The organism is Phenylobacterium sp. (assembly GCF_030651185.1).
In the GTDB taxonomy this organism is placed as follows: domain Bacteria; phylum Pseudomonadota; class Alphaproteobacteria; order Caulobacterales; family Caulobacteraceae; genus Phenylobacterium.
The window spans coordinates 166,370-187,825 of the sequence record NZ_JAUSCJ010000022.1 but is presented as its reverse complement, the minus strand read 5'-3'; the positions used below and the strand labels follow the sequence as shown (position 1 = coordinate 187,825).

Annotated in this window: 17 protein-coding genes; 4 read left to right on the top strand and 13 right to left on the bottom strand. The window is 68.8% G+C overall.

Translation table 11 applies throughout. The annotated features are described in order from the left end of the window. Nucleotides 1–43 precede the first annotated feature (43 nt). Both Q7J39_RS09880 and Q7J39_RS09875 read left to right on the top strand, forming a co-directional pair. Nucleotides 44–2,440 (top strand): PAS domain-containing hybrid sensor histidine kinase/response regulator, encoded by a 2,397-nt coding sequence (locus Q7J39_RS09880; protein WP_304823652.1) that lies wholly within the window; start codon nt 44–46, stop codon nt 2,438–2,440. A gap of 68 nt (nt 2,441–2,508) precedes the next feature. Then, a complete protein-coding gene (locus tag Q7J39_RS09875; RefSeq protein ID WP_304823649.1) occupies nt 2,509–3,435 on the top strand; it encodes an aldo/keto reductase in 927 nt (308 codons plus the stop codon). A gap of 112 nt (nt 3,436–3,547) precedes the next feature. Here the strand turns inward: Q7J39_RS09875 and Q7J39_RS09870 are convergent, their stop codons facing one another. From Q7J39_RS09870 to Q7J39_RS09810, 13 genes are all read right to left on the bottom strand, one after another. Beyond that, the gene (locus tag Q7J39_RS09870; RefSeq protein ID WP_304823646.1) at nt 3,548–4,042 is read right to left on the bottom strand and encodes a MarR family winged helix-turn-helix transcriptional regulator; all 495 of its coding nucleotides are present in this window, start codon (nt 4,040–4,042) and stop codon (nt 3,548–3,550) included. 20 nt (nt 4,043–4,062) lie between these two features. Continuing rightward, on the bottom strand, nt 4,063–5,373 hold the full coding sequence (locus Q7J39_RS09865; RefSeq protein ID WP_304823643.1) for a 2-hydroxyacyl-CoA dehydratase subunit D: 1,311 nt from the start codon (nt 5,371–5,373) through the stop codon (nt 4,063–4,065). Between the two features lie 5 nt (nt 5,374–5,378). Further along, a complete protein-coding gene (locus Q7J39_RS09860; RefSeq protein ID WP_304823640.1) occupies nt 5,379–7,688 on the bottom strand; it encodes a CaiB/BaiF CoA-transferase family protein in 2,310 nt (769 codons plus the stop codon). Beyond that, on the bottom strand, nt 7,685–8,803 hold the full coding sequence (locus Q7J39_RS09855) for a 2-hydroxyacyl-CoA dehydratase family protein (RefSeq protein ID WP_304823638.1): 1,119 nt from the start codon (nt 8,801–8,803) through the stop codon (nt 7,685–7,687). The genes Q7J39_RS09860 and Q7J39_RS09855 overlap by 4 nt, the downstream gene beginning before the upstream one ends. 2 nt (nt 8,804–8,805) lie before the next feature. Further along, the gene (locus Q7J39_RS09850; protein WP_304823635.1) at nt 8,806–10,098 is read right to left on the bottom strand and encodes a TRAP transporter large permease; all 1,293 of its coding nucleotides are present in this window, start codon (nt 10,096–10,098) and stop codon (nt 8,806–8,808) included. 8 nt (nt 10,099–10,106) lie between these two features. Then, nucleotides 10,107–10,589 (bottom strand): TRAP transporter small permease, encoded by a 483-nt coding sequence (locus Q7J39_RS09845; protein WP_304823632.1) that lies wholly within the window; start codon nt 10,587–10,589, stop codon nt 10,107–10,109. 72 nt (nt 10,590–10,661) lie between these two features. Further along, nucleotides 10,662–11,780 carry a CapA family protein gene (locus tag Q7J39_RS09840; RefSeq protein WP_304823629.1) on the bottom strand — a complete coding sequence of 373 codons (1,119 nt, stop codon included), beginning with the start codon at nt 11,778–11,780 and terminating at the stop codon, nt 10,662–10,664. 9 nt (nt 11,781–11,789) lie between these two features. Then, entirely contained in the window at nt 11,790–12,815 is a 1,026-nt protein-coding gene (locus tag Q7J39_RS09835) for an aromatic ring-hydroxylating dioxygenase subunit alpha (protein WP_304823627.1), read from the bottom strand. 83 nt (nt 12,816–12,898) lie between these two features. Continuing rightward, nucleotides 12,899–14,587 carry a CocE/NonD family hydrolase gene (locus Q7J39_RS09830; RefSeq protein WP_304823624.1) on the bottom strand — a complete coding sequence of 563 codons (1,689 nt, stop codon included), beginning with the start codon at nt 14,585–14,587 and terminating at the stop codon, nt 12,899–12,901. A gap of 71 nt (nt 14,588–14,658) precedes the next feature. Beyond that, entirely contained in the window at nt 14,659–17,355 is a 2,697-nt protein-coding gene (locus Q7J39_RS09825; protein WP_304823621.1) for a TonB-dependent receptor domain-containing protein, read from the bottom strand. 224 nt (nt 17,356–17,579) lie between these two features. Continuing rightward, nucleotides 17,580–19,490 (bottom strand): methyl-accepting chemotaxis protein, encoded by a 1,911-nt coding sequence (locus Q7J39_RS09820; protein WP_304823617.1) that lies wholly within the window; start codon nt 19,488–19,490, stop codon nt 17,580–17,582. A 59-nt stretch (nt 19,491–19,549) separates the two neighbouring features. Then, nucleotides 19,550–19,786, bottom strand: coding sequence for a carbohydrate porin (locus tag Q7J39_RS09815; RefSeq protein ID WP_304823614.1), 237 nt, complete (start codon nt 19,784–19,786; stop codon nt 19,550–19,552). A gap of 31 nt (nt 19,787–19,817) precedes the next feature. Continuing rightward, nucleotides 19,818–20,087, bottom strand: coding sequence for a hypothetical protein (locus Q7J39_RS09810; protein WP_304823611.1), 270 nt, complete (start codon nt 20,085–20,087; stop codon nt 19,818–19,820). Nucleotides 20,088–20,173: 86 nt separating this feature from the next. On the opposite strand from Q7J39_RS09810, the gene tauD reads away from it, so the two are divergent. After that, complete coding sequence (gene tauD, locus Q7J39_RS09805; protein ID WP_304823609.1) at nt 20,174–21,052, top strand: taurine dioxygenase; 879 nt, start codon at nt 20,174–20,176, stop codon at nt 21,050–21,052. Further along, a complete protein-coding gene (locus Q7J39_RS09800; protein WP_304823606.1) occupies nt 21,049–21,447 on the top strand; it encodes a hypothetical protein in 399 nt (132 codons plus the stop codon). Before tauD ends, Q7J39_RS09800 begins: the two co-directional genes overlap by 4 nt. The last annotated feature ends 9 nt before the right edge of the window (nt 21,448–21,456 follow it).

Below are 21,456 nucleotides of genomic sequence, written 5' to 3'. Positions count from 1 at the left end.
CTGGCTTTCCCCTTTGTTCATTCCCGGCGTAACAAAGTTAAGCATGGGCAAGATCAACAGGGTGAGGGCTGAGGGATGGCCGCCGCAGGCCGCGGCTGACCTCGATCGCCGCCTGGCGCAAATCGCCCGGGCGACCTCCAACGGCACGATCCTGCTAGACGCCGCCGGCCGCATCGACTGGGTCAATGAGGGCTTCACCGCCATCACCGGCTATGCCCTGAACGACTGCCGCGGCCTGACCCCCTGCGCCCTGCTGGAATCCCCCCACACCGATCCCGAGACCATCGCGGCGATGCGCGCCCACATCGCCGCGGGCGAGGGGTACCGGGCCGAGATCCAGTTGCAGGACAGGCGCCAGCGCCAGTTCTGGATCGACCTGGATGTCCGGCCCACCTACGACGCCGCCGGCGCCCATGACGGCTTTGTCTCGGTCCAGACCGAGGTCACTTCGGCCAAGCAACTCGAGACCCGGCTGAAGGCCACCTCTACCTCCCTGCGGTCGGCCGGACATCTGGCCCGCCTGGGCGGCTGGGAGGTGGACCTGCGCAACGGCGTGGTGCGCTGGAGCCGCGAGGTCCAGGACATGCTGGGCCGCTCAGAGCGGGTCGAGAGCTCCGGCAGCACCCTGGAGATCTACCCGGAGACGGAGCGCGACCGGGTTCGGACCTATATCCGCCAGGCCATGCAGACCGGCGAGCGGATCGAGTTCGAAAGCCCCATGATCACCCCCGGCGGCGAGGACCTCTGGTTCCGCACCGTCGGTGAGCCGGAGATGGTGGACGGCAAGTGCGTGGCCATCCACGGCGCCATGCAGGACATCACCGCCCAGCGGCAGGCCCATGCCGAACTGCTGGAGTCCGAGCGTTTCAGCCGGGGCGTGATCGACGGGGTGGCGGCGATGCTCACCGTCATCGACGAGACCGGCGCCATCCTCGCGGCCAACCAGGCCTTCCGGGCCCGCGGCGCGGAACTGACCGAGACCATCGTCTATCCGCTGGGCCGCAACCTGTTCGACGTGCTGGCCAACCTGCCTGGCAATCATGGCAAGGCCCTGGACAGGGGCCTGCGCGGCATCCTGTCCGGCAAGGCCAAGTCCTTCATCCGCGCCTACCAGGCCGTCAACGGCGAGTGGTTCCGGATGACCGCCGCGCGCTTCGCCGGCGAGGGGCCGGTGCGCTGCGTGGTGATCACCCAGTCCATCCAGGACCTGAAGGAGTCCGAGGAGCGGCTACGCGAACTGAATGTGACCCTGGAGCGGGCCCGCGACGAGGCCAATGCCGCCAACGACGCCAAGTCGGCCTTCCTGGCCACCATGAGCCACGAGATCCGCACCCCGCTGAACGGGGTGCTGGGGATGGCCCAGGCCATGGCCCGAGACGAGCTGCCGGATATTCAGCGTGAGCGGCTGACGGTGATCCGCCAGGCCGGCGAGACCCTGCTAGCCCTGCTGAACGACCTGCTGGACCTGTCGCGAATCGAGGCCGGCCGGCTGGAGCTGGAAGACTCGACCATCGACATCGAAAAGCTGGTCCAGGGCGCGCACGCCACCTTCACCACCCTGGCCACCGAGAAGGACGTCAGCTTCGCCGTCGCCGTGGCCCCGGAGGCCCACGGGGTGTGGGCCGGCGACCCCACCCGGGTGCGCCAGATCGTCTACAACCTGGTCTCTAACGCCGTGAAGTTCACCGACCGGGGCGAGGTCAGCGTGGAGGTTTCGGTCGCCGAGCCGCACCTGGTGTTCAAGGTCTCCGACACCGGCCCCGGGATCGCCGCCGACCGGCTGGGCGCCCTGTTCCAGAAGTTCGTCCAGGCCGACGCCTCCACCACCCGGCGGTTTGGCGGGTCCGGCCTGGGCCTGGCCATCTGCCGCGAACTGGCCACCCTGATGGGCGGTGACATCGAGGCCGCCAGTGTGCCGGGCCGCGGTTCAGTCTTCACCGTGCGCCTGCCGCTGACCCGCATCGGCGACGCCCACGGCCAGGCCGTGCGCGACGACAGCTTCGAGGCCCCGCCCCTGCGGGACGGCTCGGCCCTTCGGATCCTGGCGGCGGAGGACAACCCCATGAACCAGCTGGTGCTGCGCACCCTGCTGGCTCAGGTCGGCATAGAGGTCACCTGCGTCGACAACGGGGAGCTAGCGGTCGCCGCCGCGGCCAGCGGCGATTGGGACGCCATCCTGATGGACGTGCAGATGCCGGTTATGGACGGCCCCACCGCCACCCGCCTGATTCGCGCGTGGGAACAGGCCGACAACCGCCGCCGCACGCCGATCATCGCCCTGACCGCCAACGCCATGGCCCACCACGCGGCCGAGTACACCGCCGCCGGCATGGATGTCCTGGTGCCAAAGCCCCTCGAGCTAGAACGCCTGCTGATCGCCATCCAGACCGTGCTGGACGAGGCCGACGCCGATCAACTCGACATCGTCAGCTGCGCCTGAGCTAGCGCGGCCGCGCCTTCGCGTCCTATGGTCCCCGCATTCAAACAAAATGCATTGGGAGCGGCGACATGGAACAGCGGCGATTGGGGACCAGCGGCCTGAAGGTCAGCGCCATCGGCCTGGGCTGCAACAATTTCGGGATGCGGATCAGCATCGAGGAAACCCAGACGGTCGTCGACGCCGCCCTCGATAATGGCATCACCTTCTTCGACACCGCCGACGTCTATGGCGGCACGAAGTCCGAGGAATTCCTCGGCGCGGCCCTGAAGGGCAAGCGCGACAAGGCCGTGCTGGCCACCAAGTTCGCCATGGGCGAGAACGCCGGCGGCTCGCGCCGCTATGTGGTGAGCGCCGTGGAGGCCAGCCTCAAGCGCCTGGGCACCGACCGCATCGACCTCTATCAGATGCACCGCCCCGATCCGGAGACCCCGATCGACGAGACCCTGCGGGCGCTGGACGACCTGGTCCGCGACGGCAAGGTTCTGTACCTGGGCAATTCCAACTTCTCCGGCTGGCAGATCGCCGACGCCGATTGGACCTCCAAGACCCAAGGCCTGGAACGCTTCGTCTCGGCCCAGAACAACTACAGCCTGCTGGAGCGCAATGTGGAGCGCGAGGTGCTGCCGGCCTGCGAGCAGTTCGGCCTGGGCTTCCTGCCCTTCTTCCCCCTGGCATCGGGCCTGCTGAGCGGCAAGTACAGCCGTGGCGAGGCCCCGCCCGAGGGCACACGCCTGGCCGCCTGGGGGCCGCGCGGCGCCGCGGCGCTGAACGACAAGAACTTCGACCAGATCGAGAAGCTCGACGCCTGGGCGCGGGACAATGGCCACACCCTGCTGGAGCTGGCCTTCGCCTGGATCCTGGGTCATCCGGTGGTCAGCTCAGTGATCGCCGGCGCCACCAAGGTCGACCAGATCGTCGCCAACGCCAAGGCCGGCGACTGGAAGCTGACGCCCGAACAGGTGACGGAAGTGACCAAGCTGGTGGGCAAGGCGTAACCCATTTCGTCATCCCGGACGGCCGACAGGCCGATCCGGGACCCAGGGGCCCAGCGCACCGCCCCTGGGTCCCGGCTCTCCGCTACGCTGCGACCGGGATGACGTGTGGTTGCTAAATCTCTTCATCCGCGAAGCAGGCGACGTAGAGCTTGTCCAGCAGGCCAAACAGCTGGGCGCGTTCGTCCTTGTCGAGGGCGACGTGGATCTTGGCCTCGTTGACCACGGCCACCTCGCGCAGCTCCTCCAGGGAGGTTTCGCCGAGCGGCGTCACATAGAGCGAGTGGCGGCGGCGGTCCTCCGTGGAGCGTTTGCGCTCGGCCCAGCCCAGGCGCTCCAGGCTGTCCAGCAGGGCCACGACGGTGGCCTTGTCGAAGCCGATCTCGCGGGCCAGCGTCGTCTGGGACAGCCCCGGATTGGCGGCGATCAGGGCGAGCGCGCTGAACACGCCTGGCCGGATTTCCTTGCGGTTGATCCGGTCGATGAAGGCCCGCGACAGGTGGTTCTGGATGCGCCGGATGCGGAAGCCGATGACGTCCTTCAGCACGCCCAGATCGACGTCGGCCGGGGCTTCGATGATCGGGTCGGCCTTACGGGAAACTGGCGGCATGGCGTTGTTTTCTTTCAGCGCTATTCCCGCGCGACGGTCCGTTCCTTGAGGAATTGGGCGACATCGTCAACCATTCTCTCGTGGCTCCATTCCGTCGCGTCCACCATGTCGGCGGGCATTTCGTAGACCGGGATACCGGCCTTTTCCAAAGCCAGCTTGGTGAACTTGGTCCCCGAGACCGACAGCCGGTTGGTGGTGGGCTGCAGGATCACCGCAGCGTCGATGGAACACGCCTTGGCCTCCGAGACCATCCAGTCGTTCATCCACGGCGGCAGGTGCAGCACCTCGTTCATGCCGCAGATGCGGCTGGCGAGCGCGCGCAGCGGATCGTCGAGATTGTAGCGGATGTACTTGGCGCCGGTGAACGGCAGGTACATCGACCAGACGAAGACGGCGCCCAACCGCTCCTCCAGGGCGTCATAGAAGCCGGGATCGTGCCAGAGGCCGGCGCCGATCCACATCAGCCGGATTTTCTCATTCTTGGCCACCGAGGCGCCGGCCTCGACCCGGGCCTTCACCTCGTCCCGGAACAGGCGGGCGTGCTCGACGGCCCAGTCGGCGCCGCGGTGCCACTGGGGGATCATGGCGTTGGGCATCTGCTCGGCGATGCCGACGGGACAGGGGCGGGTGCGGGTGGCCAGCTGGGCGGCCTCCTCCATCAGCTCCTCCTGCTCGTTGATCCTGTGCATCAGGGCCAGCAGCTTGCCGTTGTCGAAGGTCCGCCCGGTCTCGGCCTCCAGAAAGCGGATCAGGCCCTTCATCTCCTCCACCAGCAGGTCGATGCGCTGGGCGGTGTAGACCTCGTCCCACTCCAGCTTGCCCTTGGTGAACCACTGGCCGTCCTTGTGCTCCCAGCCCGGCGCCTCCAGCGGATAGAAGCGTGAGCCGAGGGCGTCGGCCCACAGCGAGAAGACCCGCTGGATGCAGTCGCAGGTCAGCCGCGCCACCAGCACGGTCGGGCGCGGCAGGCCGCCCCAGGGCGCCTTTTCCGGATCATTGTCGAGGGTGCAGGCCAGGCCCAGCGAGCAGTAGCGGCAGGACGAGGCCGGGAAGCCCTCCCGCTCCATCACCTCGAAATAGTAGGGCGAGAGCTGCTTGGCCGAGATGTAGGCCGCCCACCACTGGTTGGTCACCATGGGGATGTCCATCACGTGGAAGATCTCATGCGGGGTGTCGGCCTGGACGATGGCGAAGGGTTCGCCCTTCTCGACGACCCGCTCCTGCAGCTCCTTGACGAATTCGCGCTGGAAACGGGTGGCCAGCGCGGTGGCGTTCAGCCGTTTGGAGGAGCGTTCCCCGGTCTGGCGGGTGATGTCGGAAGCGTCGGTCATGGCGGCTACTCGAAGAGCTGGGCGGCGGCGAGCTCGGCATAGGTCTCAGGCGAGAGACCGATGAGGTCGCGGCAGATGGTTTGGTTGTGCTGGCCCAGGCCCGGCGCCGTGGTCATGACAGCGGGCGTGCGGGAAAGCTTGTAGGGCAGGCTCTGGTGCTCGAAGGCGCCCAGGACCGGATTGTCGAGGCAGGTGAGGAAGTCGCGGGCCCGGAGCTGTGGGTCGCGGTCCACCAGGTCGGCGCAGGTCTGGACGACGCCGGCGGCGATCCCGCCCGCCTGCAGGCGGGCCATCAGGAGGTAACCGTCCTGGGACGCCGTCCAGGCGGCGAGGGTTTCGTCAGTGGGCGCGGCGCCGATCACGGCGGCGAGTCGCGCGACAGCCGCCTCATCCTCCGCCGAGATGGCGATCCAGCGGTCGTCGCCTGCGGTGGGATAGACACCCTGCAACAGGACTGTGCGGTCGGCGTTGCCGGTGCGCTGGGGCGGGCCGTCGATCTGGGCCTCCAGCATGGCGCCGGCCATCTGCTGCACGCAGACCTCGTACATCGACGCATCGATGTGGCAGCCTTCGCCGGTGCGGCGGCGGTGGTCGATCGCCGCGGCCACGGCGGCGGCCATGTAGGGCGGCAGCAGCAGGTCGCCATAGGGTACGGCGCTGGGGGTGACGGGCGGGCGGTCGGGCCAGCCGGTCATGTAGAGGCGCCCCGAGAGCGCCGCCCCGGTGCCGTCCACGCCCGGCGTGCGTGCCAGCGGCCCGGTCTGGCCGTAGATGGAGCCCGACAGCATGATCAGGTCGGGGCGGCGGGCCTTGAGGGTCTCGTAGTCCATGCCCAGCGAGGCCATGGTGCCGGGCGAGAAGTTCTCCACCACCACGTCGGCCCAGGCGATCAGCGGGTCGATCACCTCTCGCCAGCGGGGGTGCTTCATATTGATCCGCAGGCCCTGCTTGGAAGTGTTCATGTGGATGAACCAGGGCTTGTCGTCGAACTGGCCAGGCTTGGAGGCCGCCACCTGGACATCGATGCGCGACAGGCAGGGGCGGGTCGAACTCTCCACCTTGATCACCGTGGCGCCATGGTCGGCGAGGTTCTTGGTGGTGACCGACCCCACCAGGGCCCAGGAGAAGTCGAGGACCTTGAGGCCCTTCAGGGGGGGCTCGGAACTGGGCCTGGCGACGGGGGGAGCGGTCGGGGCGGCGAGCCAGTCCGCCAGCACGGCGGCGGTGTGCTCGCCGACCTCCGGCGCGGGTCCGACCGCGAGGTCTCCGGCCCGGATAAAGGCCTTGGGCGCCACGATGTCGCCGGCCTTGGCGAACAGCTCGCGGGCCAGCAGGTGGGGGTCGGCCAGGACGTCGCCGGGCTCGTTGGCGACGGTGGCGTTGATCTCGCGGCGGGCCGCGACCTGGGCCTTCGTGCGGGTCCTGAAGAAGGTGTCCATCGCCGCTTCCCACTGCGCGCGGGTCTCAGGGGCGATGGTGGAGCGGTTGTAGGTGGGCCAGTCGACGCCGGCCATCGGGCAGTCGAACCCGGCCTCGACCATCCAGGCGCACAGGGTCGCATTGGGCGCGGCGCCGGCGCGGCCAGAGGCCAGGGAGTGGAAGGCGTAGCCGTCGGCCAGCTGCCAGATGCAGCGGATCTTGGCCATTCCATAGGCGATCTGAACGCCGGTTCGCGGCAGCAGCTTGCGGTCGAACTGCCAGGCCAGGACGCCATTGGTGTTGCGACTGGCCGCCACCTCCTGGACCGAGACATCGACGTGCTGGCCAAGCCCCGAGGTCGCCCGCTCAACCAGCGCGAACAGGGCGCCGGCGGCAGCCGAACCGTTGGCATGGAAGACGCAGGCGTCGGCGGCCTCCTTCACCGGTGCGCGGTCGGGATAGCCGGTCACGGCGAGCGCGCCGCCCAGGGCCGAGCAGACCAGCTCGCCACCCGCCCAGTCGGCATAGGGACCGGTGGAGCCGAAGGGGGTGATGGAGACGGCGATCAGGCCGGGATTGGCCTGGCTGAGGCTTGCGTGGTCCAGGCCCAGCGCCGCGCGTCGGGAGGCCGGCAGGGCGTCGATGAGGATGTCGGCCTTGGCGGCGAGCGCCTTGAGGTCGGGGCTGTCGAGGTCCAGCACCACAGACCGCTTGCCGAGGTTGCGGGCGATCCAGGCGGGATCGGGGCGGCCGTGGGCGTCGGTTCGCGAGGGATCCCCTTCGGGGGGCTCGACCTTGACCACGTCGGCGCCGAGGGTCGCAAGGAACCGCCCACACGCAGCCCCCAGAGCGCCGCTCAGGTCAAGGACGCGGTAGCCGGCGAGCAGGCCGCTCACGCCGCGACCTTGGCCATCAGCTTACCGATGAAATCGGCGAGGGGCGCGGCGAGCGCGGCGCCGTCGGCCCGGTGCGGCTGGCCTTCAAAGCAGAGGGTGGCGATCCCTTCGGCCTCCAGGGCGCGGCGCTGGGCCGGGTACTCCCAGGTCAGCGCCTCCTCCTCGGCGTAGAAGTTGAAGATCACGCCGGCCGCCCCGCAGGCGCGGGCGAAATCGACCAGGGACCTTGGCGACTGGGGGAAGGTGCGGCTGGAGGCCACGTCGCGATGATAGTGGGCCAGCAGGGCGCGCAGGGGGTCGGGGGCCGCCTCGACGTCGGGTCCGATCATCGGCTCGCCGAACTCATGGAAGTCGCCCACCACCCGGCCGGCGGCGGCCTCAACAAGGGCGTGCAGGGCCGGCGTGTCCAGCGGGCTGCCGGCGATCACCAGGCGGGGCGCCTCCGACACAGGCCCGGGCGCGGCCAGGACAGCGGCCAGCGCCGCGTCGAAGTCGGCCCCGGCCATCGCGCCCTTGGCGGCGAAGACCTGATTGGCTTGCACCCCGCTCACCCGGCCCGCGCGGCGCAGGGCGACGAGCCCGCGCATCGCGGCCCGGCGGGTGTTGGCCGCGATGATCTCGGTCGTCAGGGCGGCGTCTGTGACGGCGGTCCCGGTCGCTCGTTCCAGGGCCGCCTTGAGCTCAGTGATGCGACTGAAACTGTACTCGGCGCTGGAGTACCAGGGGGTGTGCAGCAGGTCGAAGAGCAGCGGCTCGGGGACGCTGGCCTCCCCCATCCGCCGGATCTCGCAGAGATAGTAGTAGAGACGCTGCACCGAGTCCGAGGTGCGCGGCAGGACCACGGCGTCGACGAAATCGTAGCGGCCCGCCAGCAGGCCCTCGAACACGGCCCGCACGATGGGGTCGAACAGATCCTCCATGTAGCGGTCGCCGAGCGGGGTCGCCTCCGCGCCCGCCGCCAGCTGCAGGGGGAAGGCGCCGGCCGCAGCGATCAGTTCGGTGGGGCTGGTGTTGGTGAGGTAACCCACCACCTTGCCGCCCTGGGCCTTGTGGGCGCGGGCGGCGGCCTCGCGGTCTTCGAGGGCCGCGACGAAGGGCGCAAAGACATCAGCCATCGTCAGGCTCCGAGCAGCTTGGGCAGGAACAGCGCCATGCCCGGGACCGCGACGATCAGGGCGACATGGGCCAGGTCGGAGATCAGGAACGGCACGATGCCCTTGAAGATGGTCATCAGCGGGATGTCGCGGGCCAGGTTGTGGATCACATAGACGTTCATCCCCACCGGCGGATGGACGAAGCCGATCTCCATGGTCCGCACCATCAGGATGCCGAACCAGATGGGGTCGATACCCATTTCCTGGGTGATGGGCAGGAAGATCGGAATGACCAGGGTCATCATCGCCAGGCCGTCGAGGAACATGCCGAGCGCCAGCAGCAGGATGACGAAGGCGATGATCACCCCCAGCTTCGAGAGCCCGGCGTCGGCGATGGCCCCGCTGATCAGCTCGCCAAAGCCGGTGGCGCTGATGAAGGTGGAGAAGATGATCGCCGCGATGATGATGGCGTAGATCATGCCGGTGGTGCGCAGGGTGTCGCCGACGGCCTTGGCCAGGGCCGGAACCGACAGACGACGCCGCCAGGCGCAGATGGCCAGCGCGCCCACCGCCCCGATGCTGGCCGCCTCGGTGGGCGAGAACCAGCCCGCCGCGATACCGCCGATCACCAGCACCACCAGCAGGCCGACATCGATCAGGCCCTTGAGTGAGGCGATACGCTCGCCCCATGGCACGCGCTCGCTAGGGGGGCCCAGGGACGGCCGCCATTTGCAGAGCATCCAGATGACGGCCATGTAGAACAGGGCCTGGGTGGCGGCCGGGATGATGGCGGCGGTGAACAGCTTGCCGATCGATTGCTCGGCGAGGATGCCATAGACGATCAGGGCCGCGCTGGGCGGGGTGAGCGAGCCGATGGTGCCGCCCGCCGCCAGGGCGCCGGTGGCCAGCGCCGGCGAGTAGTTCCGCTTGCGCATCTCCGGCAGGGCGACGAGCCCCATGGTGGCGACAGTGGCGAGGCTGGAGCCCGAGATCGCGCCGAAGCCCGCGCAGCCGACGATGGAGGCGAGCGCCAGGCCCCCCGGCTTGTGGCCGATGAACTTGGCCGCCGAGTCGTAGAAGTTCTGGCTGGCCCCGGCGGCGAAGCACAGGTGGGCCATCAGCAGGAACAGCGGCAGGACGCCCAGCTCGTACTTGGAGACCATGTCGAAGGCCACGACCCCGGCCTTGATCAGCGCCGCCTCCGGCGAGATCACCACGGCGAGGCCGGCGAGACCCACGATGCCCAGGGACACCGCGATCGGCGCGCCCAGGGCCAGCAGCACCAGCAGGGCGGCGACGCCCGCGAGGCCGATCATGTCAGGGCTCAAAGGTGGCTCTCCGGAAGCTTGGGCCGGAACACCTGAACCAGGAACAGCAGGGCGGCGACGGCGCAGGCGGAGCACCAGAGCACCCGCAGCGGCGCCAGCGGCAGGTGCAGCAGATCGGTGCGCTCATCGCCCGGCAGGGTGTCGGCGAGCAGCCAGAAGCCCCCGATGGCCAGGGCGGCGAAGAACAGGGTCGACAGCAGGGCCGCGAACCGCGCCAGGATCAGGCGCGGCCCCGGCGCCAGGCGTTCGGTGATCACGTGGACGGCGGCGTGGGTCCCGGCCAGGGTGGCGCCCACCAGGGCCGCTGAGGTGGCGATCACCACGCAGACCTGGACGATCTCGATCGAGCCCGCGAAGGGCAGGCCGGAATGGCGGCCGACGACGCTGAGGAAGTCGACGGCCAGGGCGGTGAAAAGGCCGACGCCGCCAATGGCGAAGCAGACAGCCGCCGGACGACCGAGCCTGTCGCTACTCTCCACCACGCCCTCCCAATTCGTTTGTCTATTATATCGTTTGTTGAGTAAACGGTTTTCGGAGAGCCGTGTCAACGCTCAGGAAAAGGTCACCCGGTCGCCGTCCCAGGCGAAGCTGGTCTTCAATCCCACCGCCGCGCTGATCTTCGCCACATAGTCGGCCACCGCCTGGCCGCGCGCGTCGTTCCCCAGCACCTCGGGCTGGCCGGTGGGGGCCATCCAGCCCGGCCGGAAGCCGGCGCTGACCGATCCATCCGCGCCGATCCGGCAGTCGGCCAGGATCAGGTTCTTGGCCTCGGGGTGGAAGGGATAGAGCGGATAGTCCGGGTCCGGTTCAAAGCCGAACAGGGCCTTGCGCCGGATGGCCCAGGCCTTGCGTTCGGGGCTGTCATTGCCCTCCACCGACAGGGCCTTGGTCACCACCACGAAGTTGCCCAGGCCGTGGAAGATCGGCTTGCCCCTGTAGGTCTCCACCCCCTGGATGACGTGGCCGTGGGAGCCGGTGACGATGTCGGCGCCCGCCTCAATGGCCGCCCGCGCCACGGCGCGCTCGTACATGGCCAGGTGCGACGGCGTATGGACCACCCCCTTGTGGAAGGCCACCACCAGGACGTCGACCTGTGGCCGCAGGGCGGCGATGTCGGCCTCCATGGCCTCGACCGTGTCGGGGTCGGCGAAGGTATAGGCCTTGGCCGGGCCGCCGGGGTTGGCGCCCTCCAGCTCGTAGTGGCTGATGATCTTGAGATAGGCGCAGCCGGCCCGGCGCTCGCTCGCCCAGCCCTCGCGGGGGCCGACGCAGTTGTAGGACAGCGCCCCCACCTTGAGCCCCGCCCGCTCGACGATGGCGGGGACCCGCGCCGCGGCGAGATTAGCTCCGGCTCCGGTGGTGGCGATCCCGGCCGCCACCAGGCCATCGATGGTGTCGGCGATGCCCTCGCCGCCCCGGTCGTGGATGTGGTTGCCGGCCAGGGTGGCGATGTTGAACCCCGCCCGGCCGATGGCGGCCAGGTTCTCCGGCGGCGCGCCGGGCGCCGGGATGTCGCCGACCGACTCGGTCCCGCGGTCGGTGTGCGGCACCTCGACGTGACCCACCAGGATGTCGGCCTGGGCCAGCACCGCGCGGGACGGATCGAAGAAGACATCGCCCTCGGGCTCGTCAAGGACGAGGTCGCCCACCAGCATCAGACTCAGGGTCATGCGGCGAGCCTAGGCCGGGGCCTTGGCGGACTCCAGGGCCGCCCGCTCCATCAGCCGGCGCGCGTGGGCCCCGCCGGCGTCGATGGCCAACGTCACCAGCTTCAGGTCGGGGCGCAGGACGATATTGCGCTGCTGGGCCTCCAGCACGACGACGTCCTCGTCGAAGACCCCGGCCTGGCTCTGGCGCATGCGTTCGGTCAGACCCGCGTCACCAACCCCGAAGGACCGCGCCATGCCCCAGTAGTAGCGGCAGGTGGTCTCGCTCTCGGGCGTCATGAAGTTGACCACCACGCCCTCCACGCCCTGGGAGCGGTCGCCCTCCGGCGCCCCGGTCCCGACGGGCGCCACGCCGACCTCGATGGTCACCGCCGACGGCAGGGCGAAGTGGCAGATCTGCCAGCGGTCGACGCGCCCCTCCTTGCCCAGGAATGTGCGCCAGAACGGCGGGGGCTCGATGCCGCGCATCCAACGCTCCACCACCACCGCCTCGCCCTCAAGCCGCGTGTCGATGGGGCTGTCGACGATCTCCTTCTGGCCGATGGAGGACGGGTGGACATAGGTCTCGTGGCTGAGGTCCATCAGGTTGTCCACCAGCAGGCGGTAGTCGCAGGCCACCGGATAGACGTCGCCGTCGAAGGCCCAGCCGGCGTCCTCGCAGAACCAGAAGTCGGGGATCAGGGCCGGATCGGCCTGGCCGGCCTCTCCGATCCAGACCCAGACGAACCGGTAGCGTTCCACCAGCGGATAGGGGGTCACCGACAGCCGCCTGGGCGCATCCTCCTGGCCCGGCATCTCCACGCAGGCGCCGGCCCCGTCCACCAGCAGGCCGTGATAGCCGCAGCGGATCGCATCGCCCTCGACCACGCCCAGGGACAGGGGCGCCAGGCGGTGGGGACAGAAGTCGGCCAGGGCCGCGACCGACCCGTCGCTGCGCCGGAACAGCACCACCTTCTCGCCGCAGATCGTGCGGGCCAGCGGCTTGGCGCTGACCTCCTTGTCCCAGGCCGCCACGTACCAGCGATTGCGGATGAACATGGCGCGGCTCCCAGATAGGTCGAAAAGTTCGTTTGTATGTTCCACATACTATTTACGGACACGACGGGAGGGTCAAGCCGCCTTCACCTCACAACCGGCAAACTCACTGACGACTTGGCCAGCACTGTCAGGGTGGGCGCGGGCGTGAATCGTGGCTGGGCGCGTTCGCGGTAGTCGGCGCCGGCCACGGTGATCTGGATGCGGTGGCCGGCCTTGAAGACGTAGGAGGCCGCCAGGAGGTCGAAGGTGATCTGGGCCGGTTCGCCGGGCGTCAGGTCGGCGGCGTCCTCCTTCCAGCTGCGATGCCAGGGCAGACCCAGCAGCGGCCACGGCGCGGGGTTGAGCTTGCGCAGGGAGGCCTTCTGGCGGCCGTCGGTGACCACCGTGATGGTCCCGTCCGGGGCCACGTCCTCCACGAACACGAAGAGGTTGGCGTCCGGCGCGCTGGAGGTGATCCAGAGGTCGGCGATCGGGTGGCCGGTGACTTCCGTGTCGGCCTTCAGAGGCCCTTTGGTGAAGCTCACCCCGCCCACCGGATGGCAGGAGACGGAGAAGGCGCCCACCGGCTCGGCGGGGCACGGGGCGTCGTAGGTGACCGTGAAGGTGGTGGCCTTCCTGCCCGCCCGGTCGGTCAGCTTGCCGCCGTCGAGGAACACCTGGGTCGCCCGGGCGGCTGGCAGCGGCCAGGTCACCGTCGACTTCCAGGCGCCGTCCTTGGCGCCGTGCATGGTGAAGTAGTGGATCGGCGCATCGGTGGCGATGCCGGTGTCGATGCCCTTCAGGTGATGGTCGAAGAACCGCAGCTGCTCGGACTGCAGGTCGAACCCCTCGTTGCGGCAGTGCCGCCAGGGGCCGATCACCACCCGGGTCCCCGGCAGGTTGGCCATGGTCACCAGGCCCTGGGTGCGGAAGTCGTCCAGCCAGCCGCCCTGGACATAGAGCGGCACCTTGGCCCGCTTCACCTGGTCGGCCACGGCGCCCAGGCTGACCTCGTACCAGAAGCGGCTCATCACCAGGGTGGAGTAGCTGTCGCGATAGGGCATGCCCTTCATCAGCTCCAGCAGGTTGGTGGAGGCGAGATGCTCCTCGGCGGCCTGGCGCAGCAGGGTCTTGCTCTCGTCGCCCTGGACCGGATTGGTCTGCAGGTCCTGCTCCACCGTGCGGCTGGGGCCGGCGCCGAACTGGGCGATGATCCCGCCGCGGGTGTGGCCGTCGAAGCGGTCCCAGGCGAAGCAGCCGGCCCAGGCGGCGGCCAGGCTCGGCGGCCGGGCCGCGATGGCGTGCATCACCGCCTCGCCGGTGTTGGAGCAGCCGAACATCCCCACCTTGCCGTCCGACCAGGGCTGGGCCGCCAGCCACTCGGTGACCTCATAGGCGTCGAAGCCTTCGGTGAAGTCCTCATAGCCCCGGCGGGTCCCGAAGGAGGCGCCGTTGCCGCGCCGCGCCACCACGGCGACCACATAACCCTGGCGGGTCAGGCTCGCGAGGCCAGGCGGCGGGGGGCCGGTCCGGGCGGCGTCGATGGCCAGCGTATTGTGCCAGATCACCGGCAGGCGGGCTTCCACCGGCCTGCCGTCCTTGGACGGACGGTGCAGGGAGACCGCGATGCGCGTGCCGTCGCGCATGGGCAGGTAGAGGGAGGTGACCACCTCCTCGTCGTAGCGGGGCGCCGGGTGGTATTCGCCGAAGGCGGCGGCGGCGGCGGCGGCGGGCGAGCCTAGGATCAGGAGGGCGGCGGCGGCCAGCCAGGCCAATTGGGCTGAAAGGCGCATCGCGAACTCCGCAAATCAAAAAGACGGCGACGCGGCTGTGGGGACAACCGCGCCGCCAAGGACAGAGGAAACTACCAGCTCTTGGTGATTTCGAAGGCCACCAGGCGGCCGATGGGCGAGGCGGTCTGGCTGTCCCAGCTCACCGTGCCGTTGAGAACGATCGGCGGATCCTCGTCGGTGAGGTTCTGGGCCGACAGGGTTAGGCGCACCCCGTCCAGGTGGTAGGGCGCGGTCTCCGGGAAGGCGTAGGACAGGGTCGCGTCATAGGTGGTCTGACTGGGCGCCTCGACATTGGGGGTGACCGCCGTGTTCTTGAAGCTGTCCACATAGTTGGCGAAGGCGTGGGCGCTGAAGCCCCCCAGGCTCCAGCCGAGGGCGTAACGGACGCGCAGGTCCACCGGGTTGCCGAAGATGTCGTTGACGTCGGTCTCCGGCGCGCCGGCGGCGGTGCGGCGCTTGACGTGGAAGATCTTGGCCACGTCCACCGAGGCGTCGAAGGCCCCGACCCCGGTCTCCATCCGGTAGCCGATGTTCACGTCCAGGCCGTCCTGCTTCAGGCTGCCCAGGTTCTGGCGGCGGCCGTCGATGATGGCGTTGATGTTGGTCACCGCCTCCACCGGGTTCTGCAGGTCGGGGCTCGACATGAAGGTGGCGACGAGCGCGTTGAAGGCCGCATTGCCCGCCACATCGGAGGCCGCCGGACGGCGCAGGGCGTAGACGCCGTAGACCGCAGCCTGGGTGAGCGCGGAGTTGGGCACCACGTCGATGCGGTTGGTGTAGTCGATCTTGTAGTAGGTGGCCGAGAGCCGCAGGCCGCTCAGGAACGACGGGTTCCAGTCCAGGCCGTAGGACCAGGTGGTGGCTTCCTCCGGGCCGAGCTTGGAGTTGCCGCCATTGTAGAAGACGCCCCGGGTCGTGCCCGTGCCCGAGGTCGGATCGGTCAGGTTCTGGATGAAGATGTTCTGGATCTGGTCGGCGCCGTCCACCAGGGAGGGCGCGCGGAACGAGGTACCGTAGGTGGCCCGCAGGCTTAAGCCCGCGAAGGGCGAATAGACTAGGCCGACCTTGGGGTTGGAGGTCCGTCCGAAGTCGGAATATTCCTCGACCCGGCCAGCCAGGGACAGGTCCAGCCGCGCGATGCCCGGCAGGGCGTTGTCGCCCCCCACCAGGGGAATGAACAGCTCGCCGAACACGCCGCGCACGTTGCGGCGGTTGACCACGATCTTGGAGGTGACGCTGCCGTTGGCGGCGACATTGGTGGCGAACAGCGACTGGCGGAAGCTGTTGTTGTTGTAGGCCGCGCCCACGGCCAGCCGCATCGTACCGGCCGGCAGATCCATCACCGGGCCGTCGGCCTTGATCTGGAAGTTCTTGCTGATCGCAGTGCCGTACTGGTCGCGCTCGCCGTCGATCAACTCCACCAAGGCGGCGTTGGCGCCCCGGTTGAAGGTCCCGTTGCCGAAGGGATTGAAGGCGGTCGCCGGGTTGGACGAGCGCAGGGCGGCAGTCAGGATGGTGTTGTTCAGCACGCTCTGCCGCGACTGGAAGCCCCGGTCCACGCCGTGGTCGAAGGACCCCTGCATCTGCCAATCGTTGGTGATGTCGAAGACGAAACCGACGGCGTTCTGCTGGGAGTTTTCCCAGCCGGTGGAGTTGGGCTGCCGGTCGTCCAGGAAGCGGTACTCGACGGTTTCGCTGGTAGGCGTCGGCGTCACGCCGGCCGGGGCGACGAACCACGGATTGGTGTTGGGGACCGACAGGCTGAACAGGGCCGGCGGCGCGGCCAGATCGAACTTGCGGCGCGAATAGAACCCCTCGTACCAGAGCTCCAGCCGGTCATCGACCTTGTGGTGGACGTTGAACAGGATGGTGTCGCGTTCCTGGGCCGGGAGCAGGTCGGCGTGGGCGGCCTCGTCGTAGCGGTTGGCGGTTCCGGCCACCAAGGCGGCCGGGCTGACGCCGACGCCGTTGGTGTTGGGCAGGGCGTAGCGGACGCCACTGATCACGATATTGCCCGGCGCGGCGGTGAAGGGGCGGGCGTCGCTGCCGCCACGGGCGCGGCGATCCTGGCTGGCCCAGGGCCGGTCGGCGCCGGAGAGGTGGCTGCGCTCGTTGTGCTCGTAGGCGAAGAAGGCGCTGCCGCCGCTCCAGGTCTTGCCGAAGGTCTGCGAATAGACCCGCTGGTAGAGGTCGTCGGCCGCCCCGTAACGGTAGGCGGTCTCAGCCCCGTCGAAGTTCTTCCGCGTGATCAGGTTGACCACGCCGGCCACCGCGTCGGAGCCGTAGATGGCCGAGGCGCCGTCGGCCACGACCTCGATGCGGGCCAGGGCCACGGTGGGGATCTGGTCCACGTCCGACAGCGCCTTGATCACCCCGTTGGGGGCCAGCCGGCGGCCGTTGAACAGCAGCAGGGTGGCTTCCGGGCCGATGCCGCGCAGATTGACGGTGCGCACCGCTGTGCCGTTGGCCGCCGCGTCCTGGGCGCCGCCGGTGAAGGAGTTGCGGGCCTCATCGGCGCCGAGGTTCAGCACCAGGGGCAACAGCTTGGTGACCTCGCTGGCCGAGGCCACGCCCGAGGCCTTGAGCTCTTCCTGATCGACGCCGGTGACCGGAGACCCGGTGGCCGCCACACCCCGGATCGAGGTGCCGGTGACGACAATTTCCGAAACCTCGGTGGCCTCCTGGGCCCAGGCTTGGCTTGCGGCCGCCGCCGTCAGAGCCAGAATGGACGCACCGAGACGCAGTGAAACTGACCGCTTCATACCCATGACGCCCTCCCATGGCGTGTTGTCCCGTCTTGTGCGGGCCGATGGAGCCATCGCTCAACCGTTGTTCTGACAATTAGTATGTTCGACAAACTAAATATGCGCAAGCGGGTCGCGCGGGAAAGCTCGGCCGTGAATATCCGAGCAAGGAAAAGCCCTCCCCCTGGGGAGGGGAAGGGCCTTGCTGACGAACCGCGGTGGAGGAGGTTGCGGGTCGAATTTCGGTCTTAGAATTCTTCCCAGCTGTCGTCGGCCGGGCGCTGGGCCACCTGGGAGGTGGCGCGCATCTGCGGACGCGGGGCGTGGGCCGGCGCCTGACGCCGGGCGGCCTGGGGCGCGGCGTGGCCGCCGCTGGTCTTGAAGCGGGCCACCAGGCGGTTCAGCTCCTGGGCTTCCTGTGACAGGCTGTGGCTGGCGGCGGTGGATTGCTCCACCATGGCCGCGTTCTGCTGGGTGACCTGGTCCATCTGGTTGACCGCGGCGTTGACCTGGTTGAGGCCGGTGGCCTGTTCCTGGGACGAGGCGGCGATTTCCGAGACCAGGCCCGAGATCTCGCTGACCTTGTTGACGATGCCGGCGAGCGCCGTGCCGGTCTCGCCGACGAGGCGCACGCCGCTCTCCACCTGACGGGTGGACGCCGCGATCAGCGTCTTGATCTCCTTGGCCGCTTCCGCCGAGCGCTGGGCCAAAGCCCGCACCTCGGAGGCCACGACCGCGAAGCCGCGGCCCGCGTCGCCGGCCCGGGCGGCTTCGACACCGGCGTTGAGGGCCAGCAGGTTGGTCTGGAAGGCGATCTCGTCGATGACGCCGATGATCTGGCTGATCTGCCTGGACGAAGACGCGATCTCACCCATGGCGTCGACCGCCTCGTTGACCACCACGCCGGAGCGTTCGGCGTCCCCGCGGGCGGCGTTAACCACGTCATTGGCCTGTTCGGCGCCGGCGGCGGACTTCTTCACCGTGACGGTGATCTCGTCGAGGGCGGCGGCGGTCTCTTCCAGGCTGGCGGCCTGTTGTTCGGTGCGGCGCGACAGATCGTCGGCGGCGTTGCTGATCTCGCCGGCGCCGTTCTGCATGCTGGACGCATTGGCCGCGATCACCAGCATGGCTTCCTCAAGCCCGCCGATGGCGCGGTTGAAGTCGTCACGCAGCTTGATGTAGGCCACCGGGAAGTCGTCGGGCAGACGATGCAGCAAGTCGCCATCGGACAGCCGCGACAGCCCCTCGGCCACCGATTCCACCACATGGGCCTGTTCGGCGGCGAGCGCGGCGCGCTCGGCCTCGGCGCGTTGGCGCTCTTGCGCGCTCTGGGCCTCCATGCGGACCTTCTCGGCCTCGGCGGTGGTGAGCGCCAGGCCGTTTTCCTTGAACACCTGGACCGCCCGCGCCATGGCGCCGATCTCGTCACGGCGCTCCTTGCCCGAGACGTGGATGGTGAGGTCGCCGCCGGCGAGGTTTTCCATGGCCTGGGTCATGCCGGCGATGGGACCAGCGATTTCCTTGCGGGAGATGTAGATGGAGAGCGCCCCCAGCAGCAGGGCGCCCGTGCCGCCGACGCCGACCAGCCACCAGAACACCGCCTGGGAATCCTTGGCCGCGTCGACCGCCGACTGGTCGATGTCCTTCTGCTGCTGACGGTTGAGCAGGGTGATCGCGGCGTCCGCCTGATCGTACACAGGGGTCATCTTGTCCTGCAGGGTGCTTTCGCAGTCGAACAGCAGGTGGATCATCCGCTGCTCCTGCAGCTCCTTGTTCAAGGCCACATAGGTCTCGAGGCTGTCGGTCATGACCTTGAAGGGCGCGACGTGCTCGTCCTCGATCAGCGGCTTCATGTCCTTCAGGGCGGCGCGGACCTCGGCGACCTGGGCGTCGAATTCCTTCTGCAGTTCGGGGAGCTGACCATCGTCGGTCTCCACCACGGTCTCGTAGGCGATCTGGTGCATGCGGGTGAAGGCGCCCTCGGCGCGGGCGGCGAGCGCATTGCCCTTCACCGGGTCTTCAATGAGATGCTTGGTGGCCGCGGCCATCCCGTTGGCCTTGATCACCGCGAATGCGGTCATGCCGGCCGTGAGACTGAGCAGCATGGCGACGATCAGCATGATCTTGGCCGACAGACGCAGATTGGAAATGAAGCCCATGAAAATCAGTCCCTAGCCCGACGCGCACCAACAATGCGATCCTGGTTAACGACAAGTGGTTACAAATCCATGGACACGCGCAGGGCGAGGACCACAACCGGACCAGCGTCGCGAGTCCCACCGGGATGGACCACGTACTGGACGCTCGGCTGCAGCATCAGGCGCGGGGCGACCCTGTCTTGAACACCGCCCGAGACGCCCAGGCGCTGGAAGCCCGCGATCGCCCGGAGATCGCCCACGCCGCCGCTCAGCGGCTGTTCCCGCAGCAGATAGGCCCCGGCCGCAGTGCGCGGCACGGGATCGCCGGCCCTTGGCCGCAAAGGGTCTCTAACCGTCCAGCTTGTCGGGTTTGAGGTTCATCAAGCCCCGTCGCTCCAGTTCGCCCAGCAGCTGGTCCACCTGGCTGCGCAGCTCCAGCATGCCCTCGGGACTGAGGATCAGGAAGCCGGACTTCACCACCTCGCTCACCCCCAGCGTGTTGGAGACATTGGCCGCCAGGGCCACCCGGAACACGCCTGACTGGAAGCCCAGGCCCGCCACCTTGTCGGCGAAGATCATCGGCAGGTCGAACTCGGGAAGGCCGGGCGGGCTGGACATCGCCGCAAGGTGCCATGATTCCCCGCCGGCCACCCTGGCAAGCCGGGCCAAGGCGCGCTTAGATAAGGCCCTCAGGGAGATCCAGCATGGCCAAGTTCCAGGTGACACCGCTCACCCCCACCATCGGCGCTGTCATCGGCGGGATCGACCTGTCCCAGCGGCTGGACGACGAACAACTTGGCGAGGTCCGCGCCGCCCTGCTGGCCCACCAGGTGATCTTCTTCGAGGATCAGCACATCACCCCTGTTCAGCATCGCGACTTCGCCGCGCGGTTCGGGGCCCTGCATACCCACCCGCTCTATCCCGGCGTTCCCGAGGCTCCGGAGCTGTTCATCCTCGACAACCACAAGGACAACCCCACCGACAACGACAGCTGGCACACCGACGTCACCTTCATCCAGACCCCGCCCATGGCCTCGATCCTCTACGCCAAGCATCTGCCCCCCAGCGGCGGGGACACCATCTGGTCGAACATGAAGGCGGCCTATGAGGCCCTGTCGCCGACCTTCCGCGAGTTCCTGTCGGGGCTCGACGCCGTCCATGACTTCGCCCGCGGTTTCCCGCAGCAGGGAATCGTGGCGGCGGGCGCCGGCGCCGAGAAGCACGCCAAGGCCCTGGCCGAAAATCCGCCGGTCCTGCACCCGGTCGTGCGCACGCATCCCGAGACCGGCGAAGATGGGCTGTTCATCAACTACGGCTTCACCGACCGCATCAAAGGCCTGCGCCGCAAGGAGAGCGACGCGATCCTGAACATGCTGTTCGAGCACATCCAGAAGCCGGAATTCCTGGTCCGCTGGCGCTGGAGCGACAACGCCATCGCCTTCTGGGACAACCGGGTGACCCAGCACTACGCCGTCAATGACTACCTGCCTCACCGCCGGATCATGAACCGCGCCACGGTGCTGGGCGACCGGCCCTACCATCGATTGCGCATGCCGGCCGGCATGAAGGCGGCTGCCGCGTGAGCGAGCCCGCCGGGACGCACTATCCCGACAGCGGCCTGTTGGCGGTCCTGGCGCGGCTGGGGTTCGGCCTGACCCTGCTGGCCATCTTCCTGGCCTCGATCGCGCCGGGCTGGCTGACGCCCAAGCTGCTGCACTCACACTATCTGGAGCACTTCGCGGCCTTCTATGTGGCGGCCTGCGCGGGCCTCGCGGCCATGCCGCGCACCCCCCTCCGCAGGATCGCCATGGGCTACCTGGCGTTCGCCCTGACCCTGGCGGCCACCCAGTATGCGCGCGGCCTGTCCTCGGAGGTGGCCATCCGCAACTGGGTGGCCGACGCCGGCGGTGTGCTGGCGGCCATGTCGCCGGTGGTGGTGGAGCGATTCCGCAGGCTGTTCGCACCGCGCCCGTCATAGAACCGTCCA